The sequence below is a fragment of the Streptomyces sp. NPDC050508 genome, from assembly GCF_040655155.1.
GTDB lineage: Bacteria > Actinomycetota > Actinomycetes > Streptomycetales > Streptomycetaceae > Streptomyces.
In genome coordinates this window covers 326813-350223 of record NZ_JBFAJJ010000007.1, presented here as the reverse complement: position 1 = coordinate 350223, position 23411 = coordinate 326813, and the positions used below count along the sequence as shown (strand labels likewise).

The window sequence follows — 23411 nt, the reverse complement described above, 5'->3', positions numbered from 1 at the left end:
TCAGCTACCGGCTCCGTAGTCCGAGCAGCCGAACGGGGTACGTCGGCACCCCTTGGCTAACATGCCCCGCCGAAACCGTGAGACACGGGGGGGGCGACTCGGTGGTGCGATCTGGGACCGTTTTCAGTACGGGCCGTTTCTCCCCCACGCCGACCGGGCCACGTCGGCAACGGCAGGATCCAGGCGAGCCCGGTTGCCACCACACCACGCCCACTCCCCTACCCGCCGGGCAGAGTGGATGACTCGCCACCGGAGCGAACGCTTCCGGTTTCCCCGCGTCCAGCCAGCGTCCAGAATCCAATGCCCAACCAGCCACAGGAGCCCTGTACCGCAGGTTCAACCGCTGCGAACTGGAACATTCGTGCAGGTCAGGGGCATTCGCGCTACCGACATCGGCAACGAGGCCGAACTCGCGAGCAGCGGATTCAGTCCGTTCAGGCAAAGTTGACGATCCGACAGGACAAAATGAACGTTTCCGCAGGTCAGGGGCCTGCACAGGTGGGGCGGGTGGGACTCGAACCCACGGCCGACGGATTATGAGTCCGCTGCTCTAACCGGCTGAGCTACCGCCCCATTACGGCGCGTCGCGCACATTTGTACGCGCCGTCTGCCGCAGCATAGCCGCTCATACGATCTCCTGCTTCGGATGGTCGACTTCGCACGACCATGAGGACTGCGGCACGTCGCGAGCGGTTCCGGGGGACATGAAAAAGGACCCCAACGGGGTCCTCTTCACTGCTTCCTCACTGCGCTCTCCCGACTGGACTCGAACCAGTAACCTGCCGGTTAACAGCCGGCTGCTCTGCCAATTGAGCTACGGAAGACCGAAGCTCCCCCGACTGGACTCGAACCAGTAACCTGCCGGTTAACAGCCGGCTGCTCTGCCAATTGAGCTACAGGGGAATGCCTCGTTGCATCGAACCTACCTCCCTGGGTATTCGCCAGGGGGCGTGCGCTCGCTGCGACACATACATTAGCGCAAGCAGGGGGGTGCTCCGCCAATCGGTTCCCCCGGCACCGAGGCCGCGCCGGAGACCCGCGAGGGACCACGCAAGGGAAGGATGGCCGTCATGCGCTACAAGCTCACGTTCGTCGTCGGACTGGCTCTGGGTTACGTGCTGGGCACGCGGGCCGGACGCGAGCGCTACGAGCAGCTGAAGAAGTCGGCACGTCAGGTCGCGCAGAACCCTGCCGTCCGGAACACCGCCGAGACGGCCGCGCAGCAGGGCCGCCAGTACGCGGGCAAGGCGTACCACGCGGTCAGCGACAAGGTCGGCGACCGGGTCCCCGACTCGGTCGCGCAGCGCGTACGGTCCCTGCGTGAGCGCAACGCGAACGGCACGGGCGAGGACGACTGGGGCACCAGCAACACCTAGGGAGTCCCGACTCGGCGCCGTCACCTCCCGCCGTACGGCAGAATTTCCGCCATGGGGATAGTCGCCGGGTTGGACAGTTCGCCCGATTTCACTCGTATCGTCGTCTGCGACACGGACACGGGGTCCGTGCTCAGGCAGGGATATGCGCCGCATCCGGTCGAAACCGAGACCGAGGGCGGCGGGCGGCCCTCCGATGTCGATCCACAGGCCTGGCTGCTGTCGCTGGGCGAGGCAGCCGGCGGGGGGCTGCTCGAAGGCGTGCAGGCCATCGGCGTCTCCGCGCAGCAGAACGCGCTCGTGCCGCTGGACTCGCAGGGCAACACCGTGCGGCCCGCGATGGTCGGCGGTGACAAGCGGGCGCAGGTCGCGGCGGCCGACCTGATCGACGCGCTCGGCGGGCGCGAGGCGTGGGCGCAGGCCGTGGGGTGCGTACCGCAGGCCGCGCAGCCCGTCACCAAGCTCCGCTGGCTGAACAGGACCGAGCCCGACAACGCACGGCGAACCACCGCGCTGCTTCAGGCTCATGACTGGCTGGTGTGGCAGCTTCTCGGCCGGCCGACCAGGAGAACCACCGACCGTGGTGGGGCTTCCGGGACCGGTTACTGGTCGGCGGCCAGCGGCGGTTACCGGCCCGACCTCGTCGAGCTGGCCCTAGGCCACCAGGCCATGCTGCCCGAGGTGATCGGCCCGTCCGACGCGGCCGGTACGACACCTGAGGGGCTGCTGATCTCCGCCGGGACCGGCGAGACCATGGCCGCGGCCTTCGGGCTCGGGATCGGGTTCGGGGACGCGGTCGTGTCGCTCGGTGCTTCCGGGTCCGTGATGGCCGTGCACCACGAGGCGCTCGTCGACCAGAGCGGGATGATCACCTCGCTGGCCGACGCGACCGGGATGCACCTGCCGGTCGTCACCACACTCAACGCCGTACGGACCCTGCGCGGTGCCGCCGAGCTGCTCGGGCTGCCCGACCTGGAGAGTCTGTCCGAGCTGGCGATGAAGTCGACGCCCGGTGCGCACGGGCTCGTGTTCCTGCCGTATCTGGAAGGCGAGCGGACGCCCAATCTGCCGCACACCGCCGGGACCCTGGCCGGGCTGCGGCGGGAGTCGATGAAGGCGGAGCATCTGGCGCGGGCCGCGTTCGAGGGCATGCTGTGCGGGCTCGCGGACGCGCTGGACGTGCTGCGCGGGCGGGGAGTGTCGGTGCGGCGGCTCTTCCTGCTCGGGTCGGCCGCCGAGCTGCCCGCCGTGCAGGCCGCGGCGCCCGCGCTCTTCGGGACCCAGATCGTCGTACCGCAGCCGGCCGACTACGCGGCGATCGGCGCCGCCCGGCAGGCCGCCTGGGCGCTCGGGGTGTCGCAGGGGACGCTCGACCCGCGTACTCCGCCGCCCTGGCAGGGACCGGTCGCCCAGGTCTTCGAGCCGGGTGACGATCTGGCCGTAGGGCAGGCCGTGCGTCAGCAGTACGTGTCCGTACGGGAGCAGACCCATCCGGGCGCGTTCCGCTCGTAGGGACGCGAGGTCGCCGGGGCGAATTCGGCACTCAAGGGTGCATAAGGGGTCGTAGGGCACTGCTGTTGGCTTAATCAGTTGAGGTAACGCGGGTGGAGTGTCCGACGATAGGGGCGAGGGGCACACCGCCCGCCCCTCACCGCCGACTCCGAGAGACCCAGCGTGCTCATACGACTTCTGCGGACCTATCTCAGGCCCTACAGGAAACCCATCGCCCTGCTGGTGCTGCTGCAGTTCCTGCAGACCTGCGCCACCCTCTACCTGCCCACCCTGAACGCGCACATCATCGACAACGGTGTGGTGAAGGGTGACACCGGTTACATCCTGTCGTTCGGCGCCCTGATGATCGGGATCTCGCTGGTCCAGGTCGTCTGCAACACCGGCGCCGTCTACTACGGCGCGCGGACCGCCGCGGCCCTCGGCCGGGACATCCGGGGTGCCATCTTCGACCGGGTGCAGTCGTTCTCGGCCCGTGAGGTCGGCCAGTTCGGCGCGCCCTCGCTGATCACCCGTACGACCAATGACGTGCAGCAGGTCCAGATGCTGGCCCTGATGACGTTCACGCTGATGGTGTCGGCGCCGATCATGTGCGTGGGCGGCATCGTGCTGGCGCTCGGTCTGGACGTGCCGCTGTCCGGGGTGCTGATCGCGGTGGTGCCGACGCTGACGATCTGCGTGACGATCATCGTGCGGCGGCTGCGCCCGCTGTTCCGGGCCATGCAGGTGCGCCTGGACACGGTGAACCGGGTGCTGCGCGAGCAGATCACCGGCAACCGTGTCATCCGCGCCTTCGTCCGCGACGAGTACGAGAAGGACCGGTTCCGGAAGGCGAACGCCGACCTGACCGAGATGCAGCTGAAGTCCGGCAACCTGCTCGCGCTGATGTTCCCGGTGGTCATGACCACGGTGAACCTGTCGTCGATCGCCGTCGTCTGGTTCGGCGCCCACCGGATCAACAGCGGGGGCATGCAGATCGGCGATCTGACCGCGTTCCTCGCCTATCTCATGCAGATCGTGATGTCCGTGATGATGGCCACCTTCATGTTCATGATGGTGCCGCGCGCGGAGGTCTGTGCCGAGCGCATCGAGGAGGTCCTCGACACGGAGAGCAGTGTCGTGCCGCCGGTGGCCCCCGTCTTCGAGCTGCGCCGGCACGGGCACCTGGAGGTTCGCGGGGTCGGCTTCTGCTACCCGGGCGCCGAGGAACCCGTGCTGAAGTCCATCGACCTGGTGGCCCGGCCGGGCGAGACGACGGCCGTGATCGGCTCGACCGGCAGCGGAAAGTCCACCCTTCTGAGTCTGGTCCCGCGGCTGGTTGACGCGACCGACGGCGAGGTCCTCGTCGACGGTGTCGACGTGTCGACCATCGACCCGGTGCTGCTGGCCAAGACGGTCGGCCTGGTCCCGCAGAAGCCGTACCTGTTCGCGGGCACGGTCGCGACCAACCTTCGCTACGGCAACCCGGACGCGACCGACGAGGAGCTGTGGCACGCGCTGGAGGTGGCGCAGGCCAAGGGCTTCGTCGAGGGGCTGGAGAACGGGCTGGACTCCCCCATCGCGCAGGGCGGCACGAATGTCTCCGGCGGTCAGCGGCAGCGGCTCGCGATCGCGCGGACACTGGTGCAGCGACCGGAGATCTACCTCTTCGACGACTCCTTCTCCGCCCTCGACTACGCGACCGACGCGGCGCTGCGGGCGGCGCTCTCGCAGGAGACCGCCGAGGCGACCGTGGTGATCGTGGCGCAGCGGGTGGCGACGATCAGGGACGCGGACCGGATCGTCGTACTCGACGAGGGTCGGGTTGTGGGGACGGGCCGCCATCACGAGTTGATGGCGGACAACGAGACGTATCGGGAGATCGTTCTCTCCCAGCTGACAGAAGCGGAGGCTGCCTGATGGCCGGGCCCATGGGGCGGATGATGGCCGGGACGGGCCCCGACGCCCGTTCGATGGACTTCAAGGTGTCCGGCAAGCGGCTGATCGGCCAGTTCAGGCCGGAGCGGCTGACCATCGGCATCCTGCTGGTGTGCGTGGTGATCAGCGTGGGGCTGAACGTGGTGGGGCCGAAGATCCTCGGCAACGCCACCGACCTGGTCTTCGCGGGCATCATCGGGCGGCAGATGCCGGCCGGGACGACGAAGGCGCAGGCCCTCCAGGCGATGCGCGACCGTGGCCAGGGCTCGATGGCGGACATGCTCAAGAGCACGGACTTCACCCCGGGCAAGGGCATCGACTTCACCTCGGTGGGGCATGTGCTGCTGCTCGCGCTGGGCACGTTCCTGGTGGCCGGGCTGCTGATGGCGGTGGCGACCCGGATGGTCAACAGGGCGGTCAACCGGACCATGTTCCGGCTGCGCGAGAGCGTGCAGACGAAGATGTCGCGGCTCCCGCTGTCGTACTTCGACAAGCGCCAGCGCGGTGAGGTGCTGTCTCGCGCGACCAACGACATCGACAACATCGGGCAGACGCTCCAGCAGTCGATGGGCCAGCTCATCAACTCGCTGCTCACGATCATCGGCGTCCTCGCGATGATGTTCTGGGTGTCATGGCTGCTCGCCCTGGTCGCGCTGGTGACCGTGCCGCTGTCGTTCCTCGTCGCCACCCGCATCGGCAAGCGCTCGCAGCCGCACTTCGTGCAGCAGTGGCGCTCGACCGGCAAGCTCAACGCGCACGTCGAGGAGATGTACACCGGGCACAACCTGGTGAAGGTGTTCGGGCGGCAGGACGAGTCGGCGAAGCTCTTCGCCGAGCAGAACGACGCGCTCTACGAGGCGGGCTTCAAGGCGCAGTTCAACAGCGGGGTCATGCAGCCGCTGATGATGTTCGTGTCGAACCTCAACTACGTGCTGGTGGCCGTGGTCGGCGGTCTGCGGGTGGCGTCCGGCTCGCTCTCGATCGGTGACGTGCAGGCCTTCGTCCAGTACTCGCGCCAGTTCTCGATGCCGCTGACGCAGGTCGCGTCGATGGCGAACCTCGTCCAGTCCGGCGTCGCCTCGGCGGAACGGATCTTCGAACTCCTCGACGCCGAGGAGCAGAAGCCCGACCCGATGCCGAGCGAACGCCCGGAGGAACTCCGCGGCCTGGTCGCCCTGGAGCACGTCTCCTTCCGCTACGACCCCGACAAGCCGCTCATCGAGGACCTCTCGCTGACGGTGGAACCGGGCCACACGGTCGCGATCGTCGGCCCGACGGGCGCCGGCAAGACCACCCTCGTGAACCTCCTCATGCGGTTCTACGAGGTGTCCGGGGGCCGCATCACCCTCGACGGTGTCGACATCGCGCGGATGTCCCGGGACGAACTCCGGTCCGGCATCGGCATGGTGCTCCAGGACACCTGGCTGTTCGGCGGCTCGATCGCGGACAACATCGCGTACGGGGCGTCCCGGGAAGTCACCCGGGGCGAGATCGAGGAGGCGGCGCGGGCGGCGCACGCCGACCGGTTCGTCCGTACGCTGCCCGACGGCTACGACACCGTGATCGACGACGAGGGCACGGGGGTCAGCGCCGGTGAGAAGCAACTCATCACCATCGCGCGGGCGTTCCTGTCCGACCCGACGATCCTGGTCCTCGACGAGGCGACGTCGTCCGTCGACACCCGTACGGAGGTCCTGATCCAGAAGGCCATGGCCAAACTCGCCCATGGCCGTACGTCGTTCGTGATCGCGCACCGGCTCTCCACGATCCGGGACGCGGACACGATCCTCGTCATGGAGAACGGCTCGATCGTCGAACAGGGCGGGCACGCGCAGCTGTTGGCGGCGGACGGGGCGTATGCGCGGTTGTACAAGGCGCAGTTCGCTCAGGCGGTGGCGGAAGTGGACTAACGGTCGTCGTTCGGCTGGCGGTCCGTCGTGGCTGGTCGCGCAGTTCCCCGCGCCCCTAAAGGCACCTCGGCTGGCGTCTTTTTAGGGGCGCGGGGAACTGCGCGGCCAGCCCCCACCGGGCCGCACCCGGCATCAGTCCAGATAACCCCTGAGCTGATCCGCAAAAGCGTGGTCCCTCAGCTTGTTCAGCGTCTTCGACTCGATCTGCCGGATCCGCTCCCGGGTAACCCCGAAAATCCGGCCGATCTCCTCCAGCGTGCGCGGACGCCCGTCAGCCAGCCCATACCTGAGCTGTACGACCTTCCGCTCACGCTCGCCGAGCGTCGACAGCACCGCCTCCAGGTGCTGCCGGAGAAGGATGAACGCGGCCGACTCCACGGGACTCGTCGCGTCGCCGTCCTCGATCAGGTCGCCGAGGGCGACGTCGTCCTCCTCCCCCACCGGCGCGTGCAGCGAGACCGGCTCCTGGGCGAGCCGCAGGACCTCGCTGACGCGTTCGGGCGCGAGGTCGAGGTGGTCGGCCACCTCTTCCGGGGTCGGCTCGTAGCCGCGCTCCTGGAGCATCCGCCGTTGGACGCGGACGACCCGGTTGATCAGCTCGACGACATGCACCGGGACGCGGATGGTGCGGGCCTGGTCGGCGAGGGCGCGGGACATGGCCTGGCGAATCCACCAGGTGGCGTAGGTGGAGAACTTGTAGCCGCGGGCGTAGTCGAACTTCTCGACTGCCCTGATCAGGCCGAGGTTTCCCTCCTGGACGAGGTCGAGCATGGTCAGCCCGCGGCCGACGTACCGCTTGGCGACGGAGACGACGAGCCGCAGGTTCGCCTCGATCAGGCGGCGCTTGGCCATCCGGCCCATGACGACGATCTTGTCGAGGTCGAGGGCGAGTTGGCTGTCCAGGTCGGGGGCGCCGCCGAGCTTCTCCTCGGCGAACAGGCCGGCTTCGACGCGGCGGGCGAGGTCGACCTCCTCGGCCGCGGTGAGCAGGGGGATGCGGCCGATCTCGCGCAGGTACTGGCGGAACAGGTCCGAGGAGGGAGCGCCGTTGTCGGCGACCCGGCTGCGGGGCCGTACGGCGGGCTCGGGGGCCTCGGCGGGCTCCACCGCTTCGGCCGTCGGTTCTTCGAGCTCGGGCGGGCTCTCCGCTTCCGCGTTCTCGGGGTGGTGCGCGGCACGGCTCTGCGGGGGGACGGTCGCGAGGACATCGGTCTCCGCTTCCGGTTCCGCGCCGTCCGTCGTGCTGGTCTCTGTCTGGTCGAGGGTCTGGGTCTGCACGGGGGCGACCTCCAGGATGATCGCTGCCAGAGGGTACGGCAGCGGTACTTCGGGGGCGGAGTCGGCGGCCTCGCCGCTGTCCGTCCCGTACTCGATGAGCGGAACCGCGGGGGTGTGGGACCCGCTGGGGACGGATCGGCCGCGCTCCGAGGACTCAGGCACCGGAACCCAGTGTGGAGTACGACACATCGCCGCCACGAGGGGCGTGCGGTGACTTTTTGAGTCCGTTCCGTAACTACGCGCTCAGAGCGCTGTGGCGCCGTGCACCTGGAGTGCCTGGTCGTACTGCTGAAGTACCCACAACTCGTTCTGTACGGCGGCCAATTCCGCCGAGTCGCCGTGGCTGCCGAGGCGGGTGAGCGTGCCCTGGATGTCGTGGATACGGCGCACTACGGCTCTTCGGCGGACGGTGACCAGCTGCTCGCCCGCGTAGTTCTCGTCGACCGTGCGGCGCAGGATCGCCTCGACGGCCAGCTCCGTGACCATCGCGCGGACCGTGTCGTCCGGTGCCGCCTCGCGGACGCGGACCAGATAGTCCTGCGCGTCCTGGAGGCCGTACTCGGCGCCGCCCGCCTCGATGATCGCCTCGCGTACGGCCGCGTAGGGCGCGGCGGTGAACTCGTCGACGCCGTACGCGTCGAAGGCCGGGGAGACCAACTCGGGGCGCTGGAGGGCGAGTTTGAGGAGCTCGCGCTCGGTGGCGAAGACGGGGTTGCGGAGGGTGAGGGCGGGGCCTCCGGTGGGGGTGCGGGGGGTGGCGCCGTACTGCTGCTCCTGTGCGCCGCGGGTCGGCGCCGGGCCCTTGCCGCCGCGGTCGCGGGCCCAACGGGCCAGCTGGGCAACGCGCTTGACCACGAACTGGGTGTCGAGGATGCCGAGCATGCCCGCGAGTTGGACGGCCACTTCGTGCTGGGCGCCGCTGTTCTTGATGCGGGCGACGATGGGGGCTGCCTCGTCCAGGGCTGAGGCGCGGCCCGCGGGGGTGTCGAGGTCGTAGCGGACGACGATCTGGCGGAGCGCGAACTCGAAGAGCGGGGTGCGGGGTTCGGCGAGGTCGGCGACCGCCTGGTCGCCCTTGGCGAGGCGCAGTTCGCAGGGGTCCATGTTGTCGGGGGCGATGGCGATGTACGTCTCGGCGGCGAACTTCTGGTCGTCCTCGAAGGCGCGCAGGGCTGCCTTCTGGCCGGCCGCGTCGCCGTCGAAGGTGAAGATCACGCGCGCCGAGCCGTTGTCCATCAGGAGCCTGCGGAGGATCTTGATGTGGTCGGTGCCGAAGGCCGTGCCGCAGGTCGCGATGGCGGTGGTGACTCCGGCGAGGTGGCAGGCCATGACGTCCGTGTAGCCCTCGACGACGACCGCGCGGCTGGACTTGGCGATGTCCTTCTTGGCGAGGTCGATGCCGTAGAGGACCTGTGACTTCTTGTAGATCGCAGTGTCGGGCGTGTTGAGGTACTTCGGGCCGTTGTCCGACTCGTAGAGCTTGCGGGCGCCGAAGCCGACGACCTCGCCGCCGATGTCGCGGATCGGCCACATCAGGCGGCCGCGGAAGCGGTCGATGGGGCCGCGGCGGCCCTCCTGGGCGAGGCCCGAGAGGAGGATCTCCTTGTCGGTGAAGCCCTTGCCGCGGAGGTATTTGGTGAGGTGGTCCCAGCCCTGCGGGCTGTAGCCGACGGAGAAGTGCTCGGCGGCGGACTGGTCGAAGCCGCGCTCGGCGAGGAACTTGCGGCCGGTGTCCGCCTCTGGGCTGACGGCGAGCTGCTCCACGTAGAAGTCGGCCGCGACCTTGTGGGCCTCGACCAGGCGGATGCGCTCGCCGCGCTGGTGGGCGGGGTTGTACCCGCCCTCCTCGTACCGCAGCGTGATGCCGGCCTGGGCGGCCAGGCGCTCGACCGACTCCGAGAACGTGAGGTGGTCGACCTTCATCACGAACGTGATGGTGTCGCCGCCCTCCTGGCAGCCGAAGCAGTGGAAGAGACCCTTGCTGGGGCTGACCTGGAAGGACGGCGACTTCTCGTCGTGGAAGGGGCAGAGACCTTTCAGGTTTCCGCCGCCCGCGTTGCGCAGCTGGAGGTACTCGGACACCACGGCGTCGATCGGGACCGCGTCCCGAACCGCCTTCACGTCCTCGTCGTTGATCCGTCCTGCCACGCGTGAATTCTACGGGGCCGGACTGACACCAGTGACGACGAGACCGTTCAGACGCCCAGGCTGTCCAGTGGAACGTGTGGGTCCGCGAGGGCCTCGGTGTCCACGCGCGCGCGGGAGCGGATGAGCTGCTGGATGGGCTCTGTGACGTCCCACACATTCACGTTCATCCCGGCCAGCACGCGGCCCTCCTTCAGCCAGAAGGCGATGAACTCCCGCTTGCCCGCGTCTCCCCGGATCACCACTTCGTCGTAGGAGCCCGGGGGCGCCCAGCCGGAGTACTCCATCCCCATGTCGTACTGGTCGGAGAAGAAATAGGGCACGCGGTCGTAGGTGACGTCCTTGCCGAGCATCGCGCGGGCCGCCGCCGGGCCGCCGTTGAGGGCGTTCGCCCAGTGCTCCACCCGTAGGCGGGTGTCGAACAGGGCGTGGTGGAAGGCGGCCACGTCACCGGCCGCGTAGATGTCGGGGTCGGAGGTGCGCAGCCGTTCGTCGACCGCGATGCCGCCGCCGTGCGCACGGTCGGCCAGCTCCAGGCCCGCCGCCTCGGCGAGGGCGGTGCGCGGGGCCGCTCCGATGGCCGCGAGGACGTCGTGCGCAGGGTGCTCCTCGCCGTCGTCGGTGCGGGCGGCCAGCACCATGCCGTCCTGGCCGACGATCTCGGTGAGCTTGGCGCCGAAGTGGAAACGGACGCCGTGCTCGGCGTGCAGGTCGGCGAAGATCTGGCCCAGTTCGGGGCCGAGGACCCCGTGCAGCGGGGTCTGCGACGGCTCCACGACGGTGACCTCGGCGCCGTACTCCCGGGCCGCCGCAGCGACCTCCAGGCCGATCCAGCCGCCACCGGCGATCACCAGATGGCCGTTGTCCCGGCCCAGGGACGACAGGACGTTCTTCAGGCGCTCGGCGTGCGAGAGGCGGCGCAGGTGGTGGACGCCCGCGAGGTCCGTGCCGGGGATGTCGAGGCGGCGGGGCTCGGAGCCGGTGACGATGAGCAGTTTGTCGTAGCGGACAAGGGTGCCGTCGTCTCCGAAGCGCACTGTCTTCGCCGTACGGTCGATGGCGTCGACGGTCTGGCCGAGGTGCAGCTCGATGTCGTTCTGCGCGTACCAGGCGGGTTCGTGTACGAAGACGCTGTCGCGCTCCTCTTTACCGAGGAGGTAGCCCTTGGACAGCGGCGGGCGCTCGTACGGGTGGTCGCGTTCGTCGCAGATCAGTATCACGCGGCCGGTGAAGCCCTCCGCTCGGAGCGTCTCGGCCGCCTTGGCGCCGGCCAGGCCTCCTCCGATGATGACGAACGTCTGATCCGCGTCGACCACTTGATGCCTCCTCGTAATGGTGCCGCCATATGCGAGCGTCCCGCACGCAGCGTGATGCGGGAAGGGGGTGTGGCCCGATCAGGCCACGGAGGGTCACATTCGGGCTTGTTTCGCGTCACTGTGCCCCAGCGATGTGAGATGCGCGTGAAGGGACCGCGCCGACGCGTCTGTGAGTGACGCGATCTGATCGACGATCACCCGCTTGCGGGCGCGGTCGTCGGGCGCCTCGTCGAACTGGGCGCGGAACTGCGGCTCCAGACCGTCGGGCGCGCGCGTCGTGAGCACCTCGGCGAGTTCGGCGACCACGATGCGCTCGTCGGCACGGATGCGCGCCTGCTCCGCACGCTGCATCACATACCGGTCGGCGACCGCCTTGAGGACCGCGCACTCCAGCCGTGCCTCGTGCGGTACGACAAGCTCGGCGTCGTAGCGGGTGAGGCGGCCGGTGCCGTACGCCGCGCGCGTGGCGGACTCGGCGGCCAGGCAGAAGCGGCCGATGAGCTGGCTGGTGGCGTCCTTGAGGCGGGCCTGCGCGACGGCCGAACCGTCGTAGCCGTGCGGCCACCACGGCTGGTTCTGGAGCCGGTCCAGCGCCTCCGCGAGTTCGTCGGGGGCCGTGTCCGCGGGGACGTAGCGGCCGATGGCCACCCTGAAGATCTCTTCGCGTTCCGGTTCGGCGTGCAGGTAGTTGGGGTCGATGTGGCCCGCGTGCAGGCCGTCCTCGACGTCGTGCACCGAGTACGCCACGTCGTCCGACCAGTCCATCACCTGGGCCTCGAAGCACGTGCGCGTGCCGGGGGCGCCCTTGCGGACCCAGTCGAAGACGGGCCTGTCGTCATCGTAGACGCCGAACTTCGGGGACTTGGGGTCGGTGGGGTGCGCTCCGCGCGGCCAGGGGTACTTGGTGGCCGCGTCGAGGGTGGCCCGGGTGAGGTTGAGGCCCACGCTCACCATCTCGCCTGTCGTGTCGCTTCTTACGAAGCGCTTCGGTTCGATGCGGGTGAGGAGCCTGAGAGACTGGGCGTTGCCCTCGAAGCCGCCGCAGTCGTCCGCGAATTCGTTCAGTGCCTGTTCGCCGTTGTGGCCGAAGGGGGGATGACCCAGGTCGTGGGAGAGGCAGGCCGCTTCGACGAGGTCGGGGTCGCAGCCGAGGGCTGCGCCGAGTTCGCGGCCCACCTGGGCGCACTCCAGGGAGTGGGTGAGGCGGGTGCGGGGGCTGGCGTCCCAGGCCTGGCTGCGGGTTCCTGGGGTGACTACCTGGGTCTTGCCTGCGAGGCGGCGTAGGGCGGCGGAGTGCAGTACGCGGGCGCGGTCGCGTTGGAAGGCCGTGCGGCCCGGGCGTTTGTCCGGCTCTGTTGCCCAGCGGTCGACTGACGTCGGGTCGTAGGTGTGCGGTGCTGCTGTGCCGTCCATGCTTCGACAGTAAGCGGCGGTAGTGACAATTCGGGAGTTGCGGGGCGCCTATGCGTCTGCCGGGTGCGGTTCGTTCGCGAGTGCGGGTGCGTTGTGGCTGGTCGCGCAGTTCCCCGCGCCCCTTAAGGAACCCGCCCCTCCGTTGGTTTTAAGCCGACGCCAACTCCGGGACCGTGGCATCCCTCGTCGCCAGCGTCTGGTCGTAGCGGTGGAGGACCAAGCGGGCCATTGCCGGGTGGGCTCCCAAGGGGGCCGATGCGAGCCATGGGGCCTGTTCCGCGCACTGGGTGGCGAAGCGGCCGGGGGCCGTGAAGCAGGATGCCACCGCCACCCTGTGGCGGCCTCTGGCGGCAAGGGCGCGGACGGCTGCCTGGACCGTCGGGGTCGCCGCCGAGGCGTACGCGGGGACCACGGGGACGCCCAGGCGGTCGGCCAGGAGGTGGGCCGTGCGGTTGGTGTCGAGCTTGGAGTCCGGGTCCCGGGAGCCTGCCGCGGCCAGGACCACGGCGCTCGCCCGCCGGGTCTGGTCGTTCATCCTCGTGCGCCAACCCGCCTCCACCAGGCGGTCGTAGAGGGTCTCCACGAGGAGGGGGTGCGGGCCCAAAGGGGGTGCCACGCGCGTGCGTGCCTGGGCCGTTGCGGCCATCTCGGGGATGTCCTGCTTGACGTGGTGGCCGCGGGCCAGGAGGAGGGGGACCAGGACGGCTTCCGCGGTGCCCAGTCGGGCGAGAGTGTCCGGGAGGCGGGGCTCGTTGAGTTCGATGTGGCCCAGGTGGACGGGGAGGCCTGGGCGCAGTTCGCGGACGCGTTCCACGAGGGCTCGTACGGTGCTCAGGGCGCGCGGGTCGCGGCTGCCGTGTGCCACCAGGACGAGCGCGGGCGGGACGGGGCGCCTGGTGCCGTTCAGGGAGACGAGGCTGAGCTGGTCGGCGAGCTGGCTGCTGATCCGGTTCATGAGATGCGCCGTACTGTCGAGGGTCGTGGACTCGTCGTGAGGGTGATGCGACGCCGTCATGGAGTGATGGTGGCGGGGGGACGTTGCCGTCCCGTTGCACCGGAATGACGGGTGTTTTCCGGGGGTTCACGGTGGGGTGCGGGGGGTGTGTGAGGCGACGTGACCTGCGACTTCCGGATTCACAGTGAAGCCGGTCACACTGCGGGCGGCGAACCGGAGCGCCTTACGGCGCGTCTGTGACTGTCGAAACCGAACGCGGAGGGGCCCCCGTTGACACGTCTGATGCGCCGCCCGAGACCTCGCCGACCGCGACTGCCACGCACGCGTGCCGGGTGGCGGCAGCTCGTGCAGGGGGTTGCCCTCGGCTGTGTCCTCGCGCTGGTTCCGGCGACCTGGTTGTGGGTGTCCACGGCTGACCGGCTGCGGACCCTTCAGGACGCGCCGCGCACCGATGTGGCCGTGGTCTTCGGGGCCGGGCTGTGGGACGGCGAGCCGTCGCCGTATCTCGCGCACCGGCTGGACGCGGCGGCGACGCTGTACCGGGAGGGCCGGGTGAAGGTCGTCCTGGTGACCGGTGACAACAGCCGCAAGGACTACGACGAGCCGGACGCGATGCGTGCCTATCTGGCGAAGCACGGGGTGCCGCGAGGGCAGGTCGTGACCGACTACGCCGGTTTCGACACCTGGGACTCCTGCGTCCGCGCGAAGAAGATCTTCGGCGTCGACAAGGCCGTGCTGATCAGTCAGGAATTCCACATCCGGCGGGCGGTCGCGCTGTGCGACGCGGCGGAGGTCGATTCGTACGGCGTCGGTGTGGACGACACGCACGACGTGACCTGGTACTACGGCGGCAGCCGCGAGGTGTTCGCGGCGGGCAAGGCGGCGCTGGACGCGGTGTTCCATCCCGATCCCCACTTCCTCGGGCCGAAGGAGGCGGGGGTGACGCGGGCGCTGGCCTCCGGCGGCTGAGGCTCGTTCAGCGGCGGCCCAGCCAGTCGCCGCTCTCGATCAGCTTGCCGTGGGTGCGGAGGCGGGCGGTCACGGAGAGGGCGGCCAGGTACACCCAGGCGCGTACGTCCGTGCCGTCGGCGTCGCGGGTCACCCTGCGTTCGACGCGCTCGTAGAGGTTGTGCGGGTCGCCGGGGGCGTAGTCCTCAAGTCGGTCCAGTTCCATGAGGAGTTGGGGGTGGGCCCCGGGTCGGGCGGTGACGAGTTCGCCGACGATCACCGAGCCGGGTTCCTCGACGGCGTACGGGTAGCCGGGGCCGTCGTAGAGGGCGGCGCCGTGGAGTCGTGCCCGTTCCTCGGAGTCCGTACGACCGCGCAGGAACCGGTCGTGGTTGGGCTCGCCGGGGCGGAGGGTGCCGTAGACGAAGAAAGGAAGGCTCGTCATCGTTCTCCTTCCTTCCTCCTTCCGAGGTCTCTCTACGGAAGCCCCGCAGAACCGATTCTCACCCCTCACACCAGGCGATGTACGCGCTCTGGACACGGCATGTCATGCCCCCTTAAATCTCATTCAACATCAACGCGGCCCCCACGCCCCCCACTTGCGTTCCTGAGGAGACCGATGAGTCGGACACGGCACATTCGAGGTTCCCGTCTCGCCACGGCCGGTATCGCGGCCGGTGCCGCGACCCTGTTGGCCGCCACTCTCTCCCCCACCGCCCACGCGGCCGACCGGCCGACCCGGGCCGGCGCGATCGCGAACGCCGCCTCCGCGCTGCTGGCCCATGCCGCGAACCTGGGTCTGACGGCCGCGGAGGGCACGTCGGTCCGGGACGTGATCGTCGACGCGGACGGCACCCAGCACGTCCGCTACGACCGGACGTACCGTCAACTCCCTGTCCTAGGCGGCGACTTCGTGGTCCATCTGGCGCCGAACGGGAGCTATCGGAGTGCCGACCGCGCGACCCGGAACTCCATATCCCTGTCGTCGGTGACACCGAAGGTGGCCGCCCCCAAGGCGGCGGACCTCGCCGTGAACGCGTTGCGGGCGGCGAATCTCGGCGACGTGCTGAAGGGGGTGACTGCCAAGCCCCAGCTGATAGTTGACGCCCTGCACGGCGCCCCGAAGCTGGCCTGGCGTACGAACGCGGTCGCCAAGGACTCGCTCGGCAACCCGGTCGCCCGCACGGTGCTGACCGACGCCCGGACCGGTGCCCAGATCGACGCCTGGGACAGTGTGGAGACGGCGACGGGTGATGGAAAGTCGCTGTACAGCGGGACGGTGCCGTTGCAGACGACGCTGTCGGGATCGACGTACCAGTTGACGGACGCGACGCGCGGTGGGACGTACACCGGTGACGCGGCGAACAAGACCGACCTGTGCATCCTCGGCATCTGCATCAGCCGGGCGCCGTCCACGGTGTTCACGGACACCGACAACCACTGGGGTACCGGGGCGACTTCGGACCGCGCGTCGGCGGCGGTGGACGCGCAGTACGGCACCGACGAGACCTGGGACTACTACAAGAACGTCCACGGCCGGAACGGCATCGCGGGCGACGGCAAGGGTTCGTACAACCGCGTCCACTACGGCAACAGCTACAACAACGCCTTCTGGGACGACAGTTGCTTCTGCATGACGTACGGCGACGGTGACGGGACGCAGCTCGGTCCGCTGGTGGCGCTGGATGTCGCCGGGCACGAGATGACGCACGGCGTCACGTCCAAGACGGCGGCGCTGACGTACTCGGGCGAGTCCGGCGGGCTCAACGAGGCGACCTCCGACATCATGGGCACGCTCGTGGAGTGGTACGCCAACAACTCCTCCGATCCTGGGGATTACCTCATCGGCGAGAAGATCGTCCGCTCGGGATTCGGCCGGTCGGCACTGCGGTACATGGACAAGCCGTCCAAGGACGGTAATTCCGCGGACTGTTGGAGCTCGACGGTCGGGAACCTGGACGTCCACTACTCCTCGGGCGTCGCGAACCACTTCGCGTATCTCCTCGCGGAGGGCAGCGGTGCGAAGACCATCAACGGCGTGAGCTACAACTCACCCACGTGCAACGGCTCTTCGGTGAGCGGCATCGGCCGGGCCAAGCTGGGGGCGATCTGGTACCGGGCGTTGACGGTCTACATGACGTCCTCGACGAACTACGCCGGTGCCCGGACGGCGACGCTCAGCGCGGCCAAGGACCTCTACGGGGCGGGGAGTTCGGAGTACAACGCGGTGGGCGCGGCGTGGAGCGCGGTCGGCGTGGGGTGAGACCCGGGTTGCCGTGTCTTCACGGCCCCCTACGGCAGGTGAATGCCGTAGGGGGCCGGTGTCCTTCCAGGGCAGGCAGGTCGGTGCGCGTGACGCCCACGTCCGGCTCCACGGCGACCTACTCGGCGCGGGTGGCGCATCGGGCCGTGGTCGGCAGAACGCCGCAGCTGAAGCCGTTGATCACGGTGGAGTGAGCCGGGTCACATTCGTCCATGTCACAGGAGGTCGGGCCATCTCGTCTCGGGGATGTAGCCACTGACGACCACGGCCCACGGAGGGCACCCATGGACGCACGACTGAATTACCTCGCCAGCCCGATCGCCGGCAAGGCCGCCAAGCAGTTCATGGCGGTCGGCAGGTCGCTCAAGGGTTCCCGACTGCCCGCCCTGACCCAGGAGTTGGTGGCGCTGCGGGTCAGCCAGATCAACGGCTGCGCGGTCTGCGTCGACATGCACACCAAGGAGGCCGCCGTGGCCGGCGAGACCTCGGTGCGGCTGAACCTGGTCGCGGCGTGGCGCGAGGCCGCGGTCTTCACCGACGCCGAGCGGGCCGCGCTGGAGCTGGCCGAGGAGGGCACCCGGGTCGCGGACGCGGCCGGCGGGGTGAGCGACGAGGTGTGGGCACACGCCGCCAAGCACTACGACGACGAGCAGCTCACCACGCTGGTCATCCTGGTCTCCTTCATGAACTCGGTGAACCGGCTGAACATCATCACCCGCCAGCCGTGCGCCGGCGACTACGAGCCCGGCCTGTTCGGCTGAGCGGGACTACTGAACGGGACGGACACCAACAGGCCATCAGAGGAACGGGGTTCGGCGTGAGCAAGGTCGAGGAGTTCGAGGAGCTGCGGCCACTGCTGTTCTCGATCGCCTATCGGATCCTGGGCAGCGTGGGCGAGGCCGAGGACGCGGTCCAGGAGACCTGGCTGCGCTACGACGGCTCGGCGACCCGGCCCACGTCGACCAAGGCGTTCCTGTCGGCCACGGTGACGCGGATCTCGATCGACGTGCTGCGTTCCGCGCGGGTACGGCGGGAGGAGTACGTCGGGCCGTGGTTCCCCGAGCCGTTGCTGAGCGACCCGTACCAGGATCCGGCGCGGTCGGTGGAGTTGGCCGACTCGGTGTCGATGGCGGCCCTTCTGCTGCTGGAGCAACTCAGCCCGCTGGAGCGGGCGGTGTTCGTGCTGCGGGAGGTGTTCGCCTTCGGCTTCGACGAGATCGCCACCACCGTGGGGCGTTCGGAGTCGGCGTGCCGGCAACTGCTGGTGCGGGCGCGGCGGCACATGGCGGACAAGCGGCCCCGGTTCGCGGCGGACCGTCAGGAGCGGCAGGAGCTGGCGACACGGTTCTTCGACGCGCTGAAGGACGGCGACGTGGCCGGACTGCGTGAACTGCTGGCCGCCGACGTGCAGTTCGTCGGGGACGGCGGCGGCAAGGCCCCGCAGCTGGCCAGGGCGGTCATGGGTGCGGAGAACGTGGCCCGGGTGCTGGGCACGGTCTTCCCCTGGCTGATCCGGATCGACGTGTCGTTCGAGCCGCACGAGGTCAACGGCCAGCCCGGCGCGCTCTTCCGCGACCGCGACGGCAAGGTGCTCCACACCCTGGTCCTCGAAGTGCTCGACGGACAGATCCAGACCATCCGCGCGGTGGTCAACCCCGACAAGCTCTCCCACCTCGGACCGGTCGCCGACGCCTGGGCCGTGGACCGCGAACTGAAGCGGGCCCGCCGCACGGAGAACTGACGACGCGACCGCGAGGGGATGCTACGGCTCCCCGTCGGCTTCGGTCCTCGCAGGCAACACGACAAGGCCGCCGCCCACAGGGGGCAACGGCCTTGTTCTTCAAGGGAGTCGAGGTCAGGCGGTCAACTCCCTTTCCTGCGCCCCCTCTTCAGTCGCGGTCGCGGTCTCCGCCGCGCCCGGCTTCCCGTCCCGCATCACCACCGCGGCCAGTACCGCCGCCGCCACGACCCCGACCGCGCTGACGGTGAAGGTCGTCGACATGGAGTTCGTGAACGCCTCCCGGGCCGTGCGGACCAGCGCCGCGTCACCGTGGGCCGCCGCCAGCGCCCCGCCGATCGAGTGCCGTGCCTCGTCCGACGTCCCCGAAGGCATCTCGTCCGCGAAGCGGCTCGACAGGAGGGAGCCGAGGATCGCGATGCCCAGAGCCGTACCGGCCTGCTGGATGGTGTCGTTGAGGGCCGAGCCGACGCCCGCCTTGTCCTCCGGGATCGTGCCCATGAGCGCGCCCACCGCAGCCGGCATCGCGAGGCCCGCGCCCAGGCCCAGGAGGCCGAGGGCGACCGCCGGGACGGTGAAGCCGGTGTCGGCCGTGACCGTCGTCAGCAGGGCGAAGGAGGAGGCCATCACCAGCATGCCCGCCAGGATCAGGTAGCGGTGACCGTACTTGGCGGTGAACTTGGCGCCGGCCGCGTTGCCGACGAGCGCCGCGACCGCCAGCGGGACGAAGGCCAGGCCCGCCTTGACCGGCGAGTAGCCGAGCACGAACTGCAGGTACTGGGTGAGTACCAGCAGCAGACCGCCGTTGCCTATCTGGACGAGGGTCAGCGAGAGCGAACCGCCGCTGAAATTGCGGTGCTTGAAGAGGACCAGGGGCACCATCGGGGTCGGCGTGACGTTCTCCCAGATCACGAATCCGGCGAGCGACGCGACGGCGACGACCAGGGTGACGAGCCCTCGGCCGGCGAACGCGCCGTGCTGCGGGATCTCGATGATCCACCAGATCAGCGCCGTCATACCGACCGCCGACAGCACCGCACCCAGCGGATCCGGCTTCTGCCAGGGGCCCTTGGACTCCGGCATCAGCGTCACACCGGCCACCAGGGCGAGCGCCACGACCGGCACGTTGAGGAAGAAGATGGAGTGCCACGAGAAGTGGTCGATCAGTACGCCGCCGAGCACCGGGCTGCCGACCAGCGCGAGCATCGACACCGAACCCCAGGCCGCCATCGCCTTGCCGCGCTCCTCCGCGTCGAAGACCGTGATGAGGATGGAGAGGGTCGACGGCATGATCAGCGCCCCGCCCACCCCCATCGCCACCCGTGAAGCGATCACCTCGCCGGGGTTCGTGCAGAACGTCGCCGCCAGTGACGCCGCCCCGAAGAGCACGAGGCCGATCAGCATCACCTTCCGGCGGCCGAAGCGGTCACCGAGGCTGCCGGAGGTCAGCAGCAGGCCGGCGAAGACCAGGATGTAGGAGTCGAGGATCCACTGGGTGTCCTGGGCGCTGGCCCCGATGCTCTCGGTCATCGACGGGACCGCCACGGTCAGCGCCATGCTGTCGACCACCAGCACCAGCGAGCTGAGGCACAGCACGACGAGGATCCACCAGCGCCGGGGGTTTCGGGTTTCCATGGGGCTTCCCTTCAGAGTCGTCGGCGTCATCGGCCGGCTTCTTGCGTACACCGTTCCTTCGATGCGAACACTGTACGCACAACAGAACAGTGTGCGCAATCCTTGAACTCTGTACGCTGGACGCGAACGACGTACGCACGACCCGCGCGAAGGAGTCCCCATGGCCGCCAGGACCAAGCCCACGACGGCGAAGCCGAACCCCATCCCCTCCGTGTGGGCCCGTGAGCAGCGCGCGCCCGACCAGCCCGCGCTCAGCCGGGACGCGATCGTCCGCGAGGCGATCGCGATGCTGGACGCCGACGGCATCGAGGCGCTGAGCATGCGCAAGCTCGGCGCCCGCCTCAACGCGGGCGCGACCTCCCTCTACCGGCATGTCGCGACCAAGGACGAGCTGATGGAACTGGCCGTCGACGAGGTCGCCGCCGAGATCCACGTCCCGGACGCGGACGCCGCCGACTGGCGCGCCGCCGTCACCGAGGCCGCCGCGTCGTTCCGTACGACCGCGCTACGGCACCGCTGGCTGTCCTCGGTGCTCGGGCAGGCCGGGCTCGCCTACCTCGGCCCCAACCTCATGTCCTTCTCCGAGCGGCTGGCCGCGCTGTTCACGGCCGTCGGATTCCCCGAGCCGAGCGGCGCGATCGACGCCGTGCTGTCGTACACGATCGGGATGAGCACGACCGAGGCCGCCTGGCTCACGACGGTCGCGCGGTCCGGGGAGAGCGAGGCCGAGTTCATCGCCCGTCTGATGCCGGCCGCCCGGCAGGCCGCGGCCGACCATGCCCATCTCGCCGGTGCCTACGCCGAGTCGGCCGCCACGATCACCGACCCGGTGGCGCTGCGCGACGACAAGTTCGCCTACGGCCTCGATGTCGTCCTCGACGGGCTGTCGCTACGGCTGACGCGTTAGGCCCCGCCCGCCAGGTCGGTCGCCGTAGGACAGCCGGAATTGGGGCGCCCTGCTCGAACTCGGTGATGTGGCGGTCGCGTTCGACCGGATCGAGGCATGCTCCGGCGGTGCGGTTCTTCTGGCGTGGGGCGGGTTCCCGTTTGAGTGAATCAGGACGTGATCCACGTGGCGTCACCGAAGTGGCATGCCGTTTTCAGTGATCGTTTGTGGCGTTGAACCGACCGATGCGTCTGTTTTCCGGCGCGTCTTCCAAAGATCATTGGGAGTAGTAATGCGTATGCGTTCCGCCCTGACCACGTCCGTCCTCGCCGTAGGCATCCTGCTCGGCGGCGCCGGCGCGGCCCTCGCCCACGACGACGGCGGGTTCCGCCACGACGACGGCGGGCTCGTCCAGGGCACCGGTTCCCAGGGCTCCGGGCACGTCGACAACACGATGTTCGCCGGTGTCATCAACCACGTCGGCCCCGTCTACGCCTCGACCACCAAGACGGACCACGACTGGGACCGCGGCACGTTCCAGGGCGTCTTCGGTTACTGACACGTCCACCCGGCGCACCGGCCCGGGTAACGCACCGGGCCGTCAGTGACGGTGTGAAGGGGGCGGCCGACCTGCGTCGGCCGCCCCCTTTTTTTGCATTCTTTTTTTGCGTCAGATCAACGGCCGCACCTGGCGCGCCTCCTTCAACGCCCTTCCCCACCACACCAGTTGGTCCAGCATCGCCTTCGCCGCCGCGTCCGGGGCCGTGGCGTCCTTGAGGCGGCCGTCGTCGTCGAAGGACGCGCCCGCGTTGTGGAAGGAGACGGTGTCGCGGACCGTGACGGCGTGGAGTTCGGCGAAGACCTGGCGCAGGTGTTCCACCGCACGCAGGCCGCCCGCGAGACCGCCGTAGGAGACGAGGGCGACGGGCTTGGCGCGCCACTCGGTGAAGTGCCAGTCGATCAGGTTCTTCAAGCCCGCCGGGAAGGAGTGGTTGTACTCGGGGGTGAGGACGACGAAGGCGTCGGCCGAGGACAGTTTCGGGGTGATGCCGGCCAGTGCGGCGGTCGCCTCCGGGGTCGGGGCGAGGCTTGTGGGCAGGTGGTCGGTCTCGGCCACGTCGACGACCTGGAGGGTGAGGTCGGGGTGGTCGCGGACGTGGGTGAGGAGCCAGTCGGCGACGACCGGGCCGAAGCGGCCGTGGCGGTTGCTGCCGATCACGACGGTCACGGTCAGCGGAGCGGTAGTGGTGTCCATGCAGGCAGCCTGGTACCTCAACCATTCTTGAGGTCAAGGGCGACCGGCATCATCCCTGTAGGCGGCACCCGGTGGTGCCCGGTCACCCGTTCACACGCGCGGCTTGCGCTCTTCGGGTTCTTCTCCGGGACGGGTTTCGCCGTAGCCCGTCGTACCGCTATGACCTGCTGAAACAGCGACGAGAAGGCGCGTCGGAAGCCCTTTCTGACACCCATTCACCACACTTCTGACGCGCGCTCAGGAAGCGGGCTCGGCCCGGTGCCACTTACCTCGGAAGGGCAGCCAACCACAGCTCGGAGGAGCACCGATGCGACGTACCGCCCGTCTGTTGACCGGTACCGCGCTTGCCGTCGCCGCCGCGGGTCTCGCGACCGCACCGGCGTACGGCGGCGAGACCGGCAGCCTGGAGGTGTTCCCGTCGAGCGCCGTGCCGGGCGGCGACGTCACCGTGAACACGGCGGCCTGCGGCGACGACGGTACGGCCGCCGGTGACGCCAGCGCGGTGGGCGCCGGCACGTTCACGCTGGCGCCGAGCGCGCACGAGGGCGATGCGATCGGGCAGTTCAAGGTGCCGCCGAGTGCGCAGCCGGGGACGTACGAGATCGTCGCGAAGTGCACGGACGGACGGCAGGTCAGCGGCGATCTGATGGTGACGCTGGCCTCGATGCGGCAGCAGGTGCAGCCGCGCGGAAGTGTGAAGACGGGGGTCGGCGGCGCCTTGGGCCCCGACCCCGTGCAGACCGCGGCCGGCGTGGCGGCTCTCGCCGTCGCCGCCGCGGGCGGTACCTGGCTCCTGCATCGCCGGGCGAGAGGCGACAGGTTCTGACGGACACCCTCCGCTGTCCGTCCGCCGGTACCGCAAGTCCCCTC

General features: G+C 69.4%; 19 protein-coding genes and 3 tRNA genes. 11 read left to right on the top strand and 11 right to left on the bottom strand.

Features of this window, described 5'->3' with window-relative positions:
• Positions 1-499 precede the first annotated feature (499 nt).
• The 3 genes from AB0I69_RS22520 to AB0I69_RS22510 form a co-directional block, all read right to left on the bottom strand.
• Positions 500-573, bottom strand: a tRNA-Ile gene (locus AB0I69_RS22520).
• A gap of 178 nt (positions 574-751) precedes the next feature.
• Positions 752-824 (bottom strand) — tRNA-Asn (locus AB0I69_RS22515).
• A 6-nt stretch (positions 825-830) separates the two neighbouring features.
• Positions 831-903, bottom strand: a tRNA-Asn gene (locus AB0I69_RS22510).
• A gap of 167 nt (positions 904-1070) precedes the next feature.
• Between AB0I69_RS22510 and AB0I69_RS22505 the strand changes: the two genes are divergently transcribed.
• From AB0I69_RS22505 to AB0I69_RS22490, 4 genes are all read left to right on the top strand, one after another.
• A complete protein-coding gene (locus tag AB0I69_RS22505) occupies positions 1071-1376 on the top strand; it encodes a hypothetical protein (protein ID WP_020684218.1) in 306 nt (101 codons plus the stop codon).
• 51 nt (positions 1377-1427) lie between these two features.
• Positions 1428-2885, top strand: coding sequence for an FGGY family carbohydrate kinase (locus AB0I69_RS22500; RefSeq protein WP_363097404.1), 1458 nt, complete (start codon positions 1428-1430; stop codon positions 2883-2885).
• A 162-nt stretch (positions 2886-3047) separates the two neighbouring features.
• Positions 3048-4781, top strand: coding sequence for an ABC transporter ATP-binding protein (locus AB0I69_RS22495; protein ID WP_363097403.1), 1734 nt, complete (start codon positions 3048-3050; stop codon positions 4779-4781).
• Positions 4781-6709, top strand: a complete 1929-nt coding sequence (locus tag AB0I69_RS22490; RefSeq protein WP_363097402.1) for an ABC transporter ATP-binding protein — start codon at positions 4781-4783, stop codon at positions 6707-6709. The genes AB0I69_RS22495 and AB0I69_RS22490 overlap by 1 nt, the downstream gene beginning before the upstream one ends.
• Before the next feature lie 132 nt (positions 6710-6841).
• Here AB0I69_RS22490 and AB0I69_RS22485 read toward each other — a convergent pair whose 3' ends face one another.
• The 5 genes from AB0I69_RS22485 to AB0I69_RS22465 all read right to left on the bottom strand — a co-directional run bounded on the left by AB0I69_RS22485 (position 6842) and on the right by AB0I69_RS22465 (position 13876).
• Positions 6842-8149: a sigma-70 family RNA polymerase sigma factor gene (locus AB0I69_RS22485; RefSeq protein WP_363097401.1), complete on the bottom strand. Its 1308-nt coding sequence runs from the start codon at positions 8147-8149 to the stop codon at positions 6842-6844.
• An 81-nt stretch (positions 8150-8230) separates the two neighbouring features.
• Positions 8231-10135 carry a DNA primase gene (gene dnaG, locus AB0I69_RS22480; RefSeq protein ID WP_363097400.1) on the bottom strand — a complete coding sequence of 635 codons (1905 nt, stop codon included), beginning with the start codon at positions 10133-10135 and terminating at the stop codon, positions 8231-8233.
• A 47-nt stretch (positions 10136-10182) separates the two neighbouring features.
• Positions 10183-11448 carry an FAD-dependent oxidoreductase gene (locus tag AB0I69_RS22475; RefSeq protein ID WP_363097399.1) on the bottom strand — a complete coding sequence of 422 codons (1266 nt, stop codon included), beginning with the start codon at positions 11446-11448 and terminating at the stop codon, positions 10183-10185.
• Positions 11449-11541: 93 nt separating this feature from the next.
• A complete protein-coding gene (locus tag AB0I69_RS22470; protein ID WP_363097398.1) occupies positions 11542-12861 on the bottom strand; it encodes a deoxyguanosinetriphosphate triphosphohydrolase in 1320 nt (439 codons plus the stop codon).
• 148 nt (positions 12862-13009) lie between these two features.
• Complete coding sequence (locus AB0I69_RS22465; RefSeq protein ID WP_363097397.1) at positions 13010-13876, bottom strand: sirohydrochlorin chelatase; 867 nt, start codon at positions 13874-13876, stop codon at positions 13010-13012.
• A gap of 222 nt (positions 13877-14098) precedes the next feature.
• Here AB0I69_RS22465 and AB0I69_RS22460 point away from each other — a divergent pair, with 222 nt between their 5' ends.
• Positions 14099-14785, top strand: coding sequence for an ElyC/SanA/YdcF family protein (locus AB0I69_RS22460; protein ID WP_363097516.1), 687 nt, complete (start codon positions 14099-14101; stop codon positions 14783-14785).
• A gap of 7 nt (positions 14786-14792) precedes the next feature.
• On the opposite strand, the gene AB0I69_RS22455 is transcribed toward AB0I69_RS22460, so the two are convergent.
• A complete protein-coding gene (locus AB0I69_RS22455) occupies positions 14793-15209 on the bottom strand; it encodes a gamma-glutamylcyclotransferase family protein (protein ID WP_363097396.1) in 417 nt (138 codons plus the stop codon).
• A 174-nt stretch (positions 15210-15383) separates the two neighbouring features.
• Here AB0I69_RS22455 and AB0I69_RS22450 point away from each other — a divergent pair, with 174 nt between their 5' ends.
• The 3 genes from AB0I69_RS22450 (at position 15384) to AB0I69_RS22440 (ending at position 18768) form a co-directional block, all read left to right on the top strand.
• The gene (locus AB0I69_RS22450; RefSeq protein WP_363097395.1) at positions 15384-17027 is read left to right on the top strand and encodes a M4 family metallopeptidase; all 1644 of its coding nucleotides are present in this window, start codon (positions 15384-15386) and stop codon (positions 17025-17027) included.
• 284 nt (positions 17028-17311) lie between these two features.
• Complete coding sequence (locus AB0I69_RS22445) at positions 17312-17788, top strand: carboxymuconolactone decarboxylase family protein (protein WP_363097394.1); 477 nt, start codon at positions 17312-17314, stop codon at positions 17786-17788.
• Between the two features lie 56 nt (positions 17789-17844).
• Positions 17845-18768: an RNA polymerase sigma-70 factor gene (locus AB0I69_RS22440; protein WP_363097393.1), complete on the top strand. Its 924-nt coding sequence runs from the start codon at positions 17845-17847 to the stop codon at positions 18766-18768.
• Positions 18769-18882: 114 nt separating this feature from the next.
• Here the strand turns inward: AB0I69_RS22440 and AB0I69_RS22435 are convergent, their stop codons facing one another.
• Positions 18883-20400: an MFS transporter gene (locus AB0I69_RS22435; RefSeq protein WP_363097392.1), complete on the bottom strand. Its 1518-nt coding sequence runs from the start codon at positions 20398-20400 to the stop codon at positions 18883-18885.
• A 160-nt stretch (positions 20401-20560) separates the two neighbouring features.
• Between AB0I69_RS22435 and AB0I69_RS22430 the strand changes: the two genes are divergently transcribed.
• Together AB0I69_RS22430 and AB0I69_RS22425 are read left to right on the top strand one after the other, a co-directional pair.
• Complete coding sequence (locus AB0I69_RS22430) at positions 20561-21307, top strand: TetR/AcrR family transcriptional regulator C-terminal domain-containing protein (protein ID WP_363097391.1); 747 nt, start codon at positions 20561-20563, stop codon at positions 21305-21307.
• A 271-nt stretch (positions 21308-21578) separates the two neighbouring features.
• Complete coding sequence (locus AB0I69_RS22425) at positions 21579-21845, top strand: hypothetical protein (protein ID WP_363097390.1); 267 nt, start codon at positions 21579-21581, stop codon at positions 21843-21845.
• Positions 21846-21956: 111 nt separating this feature from the next.
• On the opposite strand, the gene AB0I69_RS22420 is transcribed toward AB0I69_RS22425, so the two are convergent.
• Positions 21957-22541 (bottom strand): NAD(P)H-dependent oxidoreductase, encoded by a 585-nt coding sequence (locus AB0I69_RS22420; protein ID WP_363097389.1) that lies wholly within the window; start codon positions 22539-22541, stop codon positions 21957-21959.
• Positions 22542-22848: 307 nt separating this feature from the next.
• Between AB0I69_RS22420 and AB0I69_RS22415 the strand changes: the two genes are divergently transcribed.
• Positions 22849-23367 (top strand): hypothetical protein, encoded by a 519-nt coding sequence (locus AB0I69_RS22415; protein WP_363097388.1) that lies wholly within the window; start codon positions 22849-22851, stop codon positions 23365-23367.
• Positions 23368-23411: the final 44 nt, after the last annotated feature.

Bases quoted from the DNA above. Each gene is read 5' to 3' on its own strand.
- AB0I69_RS22450 (WP_363097395.1), top strand. From the start codon at position 15,384: ATGAGTCGGACACGGCACATTCGAGGTTCCCGTCTCGCCACGGCCGGT.
- AB0I69_RS22420 (WP_363097389.1), bottom strand. From the start codon at position 22,541: ATGGACACCACTACCGCTCCGCTGACCGTGACCGTCGTGATCGGCAGC.
- AB0I69_RS22465 (WP_363097397.1), bottom strand. From the start codon at position 13,876: ATGACGGCGTCGCATCACCCTCACGACGAGTCCACGACCCTCGACAGT.
- AB0I69_RS22455 (WP_363097396.1), bottom strand. From the start codon at position 15,209: ATGACGAGCCTTCCTTTCTTCGTCTACGGCACCCTCCGCCCCGGCGAG.
- AB0I69_RS22490 (WP_363097402.1), top strand. From the start codon at position 4,781: ATGGCCGGGCCCATGGGGCGGATGATGGCCGGGACGGGCCCCGACGCC.
- AB0I69_RS22425 (WP_363097390.1), top strand. From the start codon at position 21,579: ATGCGTATGCGTTCCGCCCTGACCACGTCCGTCCTCGCCGTAGGCATC.
- AB0I69_RS22505 (WP_020684218.1), top strand. From the start codon at position 1,071: ATGCGCTACAAGCTCACGTTCGTCGTCGGACTGGCTCTGGGTTACGTG.
- AB0I69_RS22435 (WP_363097392.1), bottom strand. From the start codon at position 20,400: ATGGAAACCCGAAACCCCCGGCGCTGGTGGATCCTCGTCGTGCTGTGC.
- AB0I69_RS22500 (WP_363097404.1), top strand. From the start codon at position 1,428: ATGGGGATAGTCGCCGGGTTGGACAGTTCGCCCGATTTCACTCGTATC.
- AB0I69_RS22430 (WP_363097391.1), top strand. From the start codon at position 20,561: ATGGCCGCCAGGACCAAGCCCACGACGGCGAAGCCGAACCCCATCCCC.
- AB0I69_RS22470 (WP_363097398.1), bottom strand. From the start codon at position 12,861: ATGGACGGCACAGCAGCACCGCACACCTACGACCCGACGTCAGTCGAC.
- AB0I69_RS22415 (WP_363097388.1), top strand. From the start codon at position 22,849: ATGCGACGTACCGCCCGTCTGTTGACCGGTACCGCGCTTGCCGTCGCC.
- AB0I69_RS22445 (WP_363097394.1), top strand. From the start codon at position 17,312: ATGGACGCACGACTGAATTACCTCGCCAGCCCGATCGCCGGCAAGGCC.
- AB0I69_RS22460 (WP_363097516.1), top strand. From the start codon at position 14,099: ATGCGCCGCCCGAGACCTCGCCGACCGCGACTGCCACGCACGCGTGCC.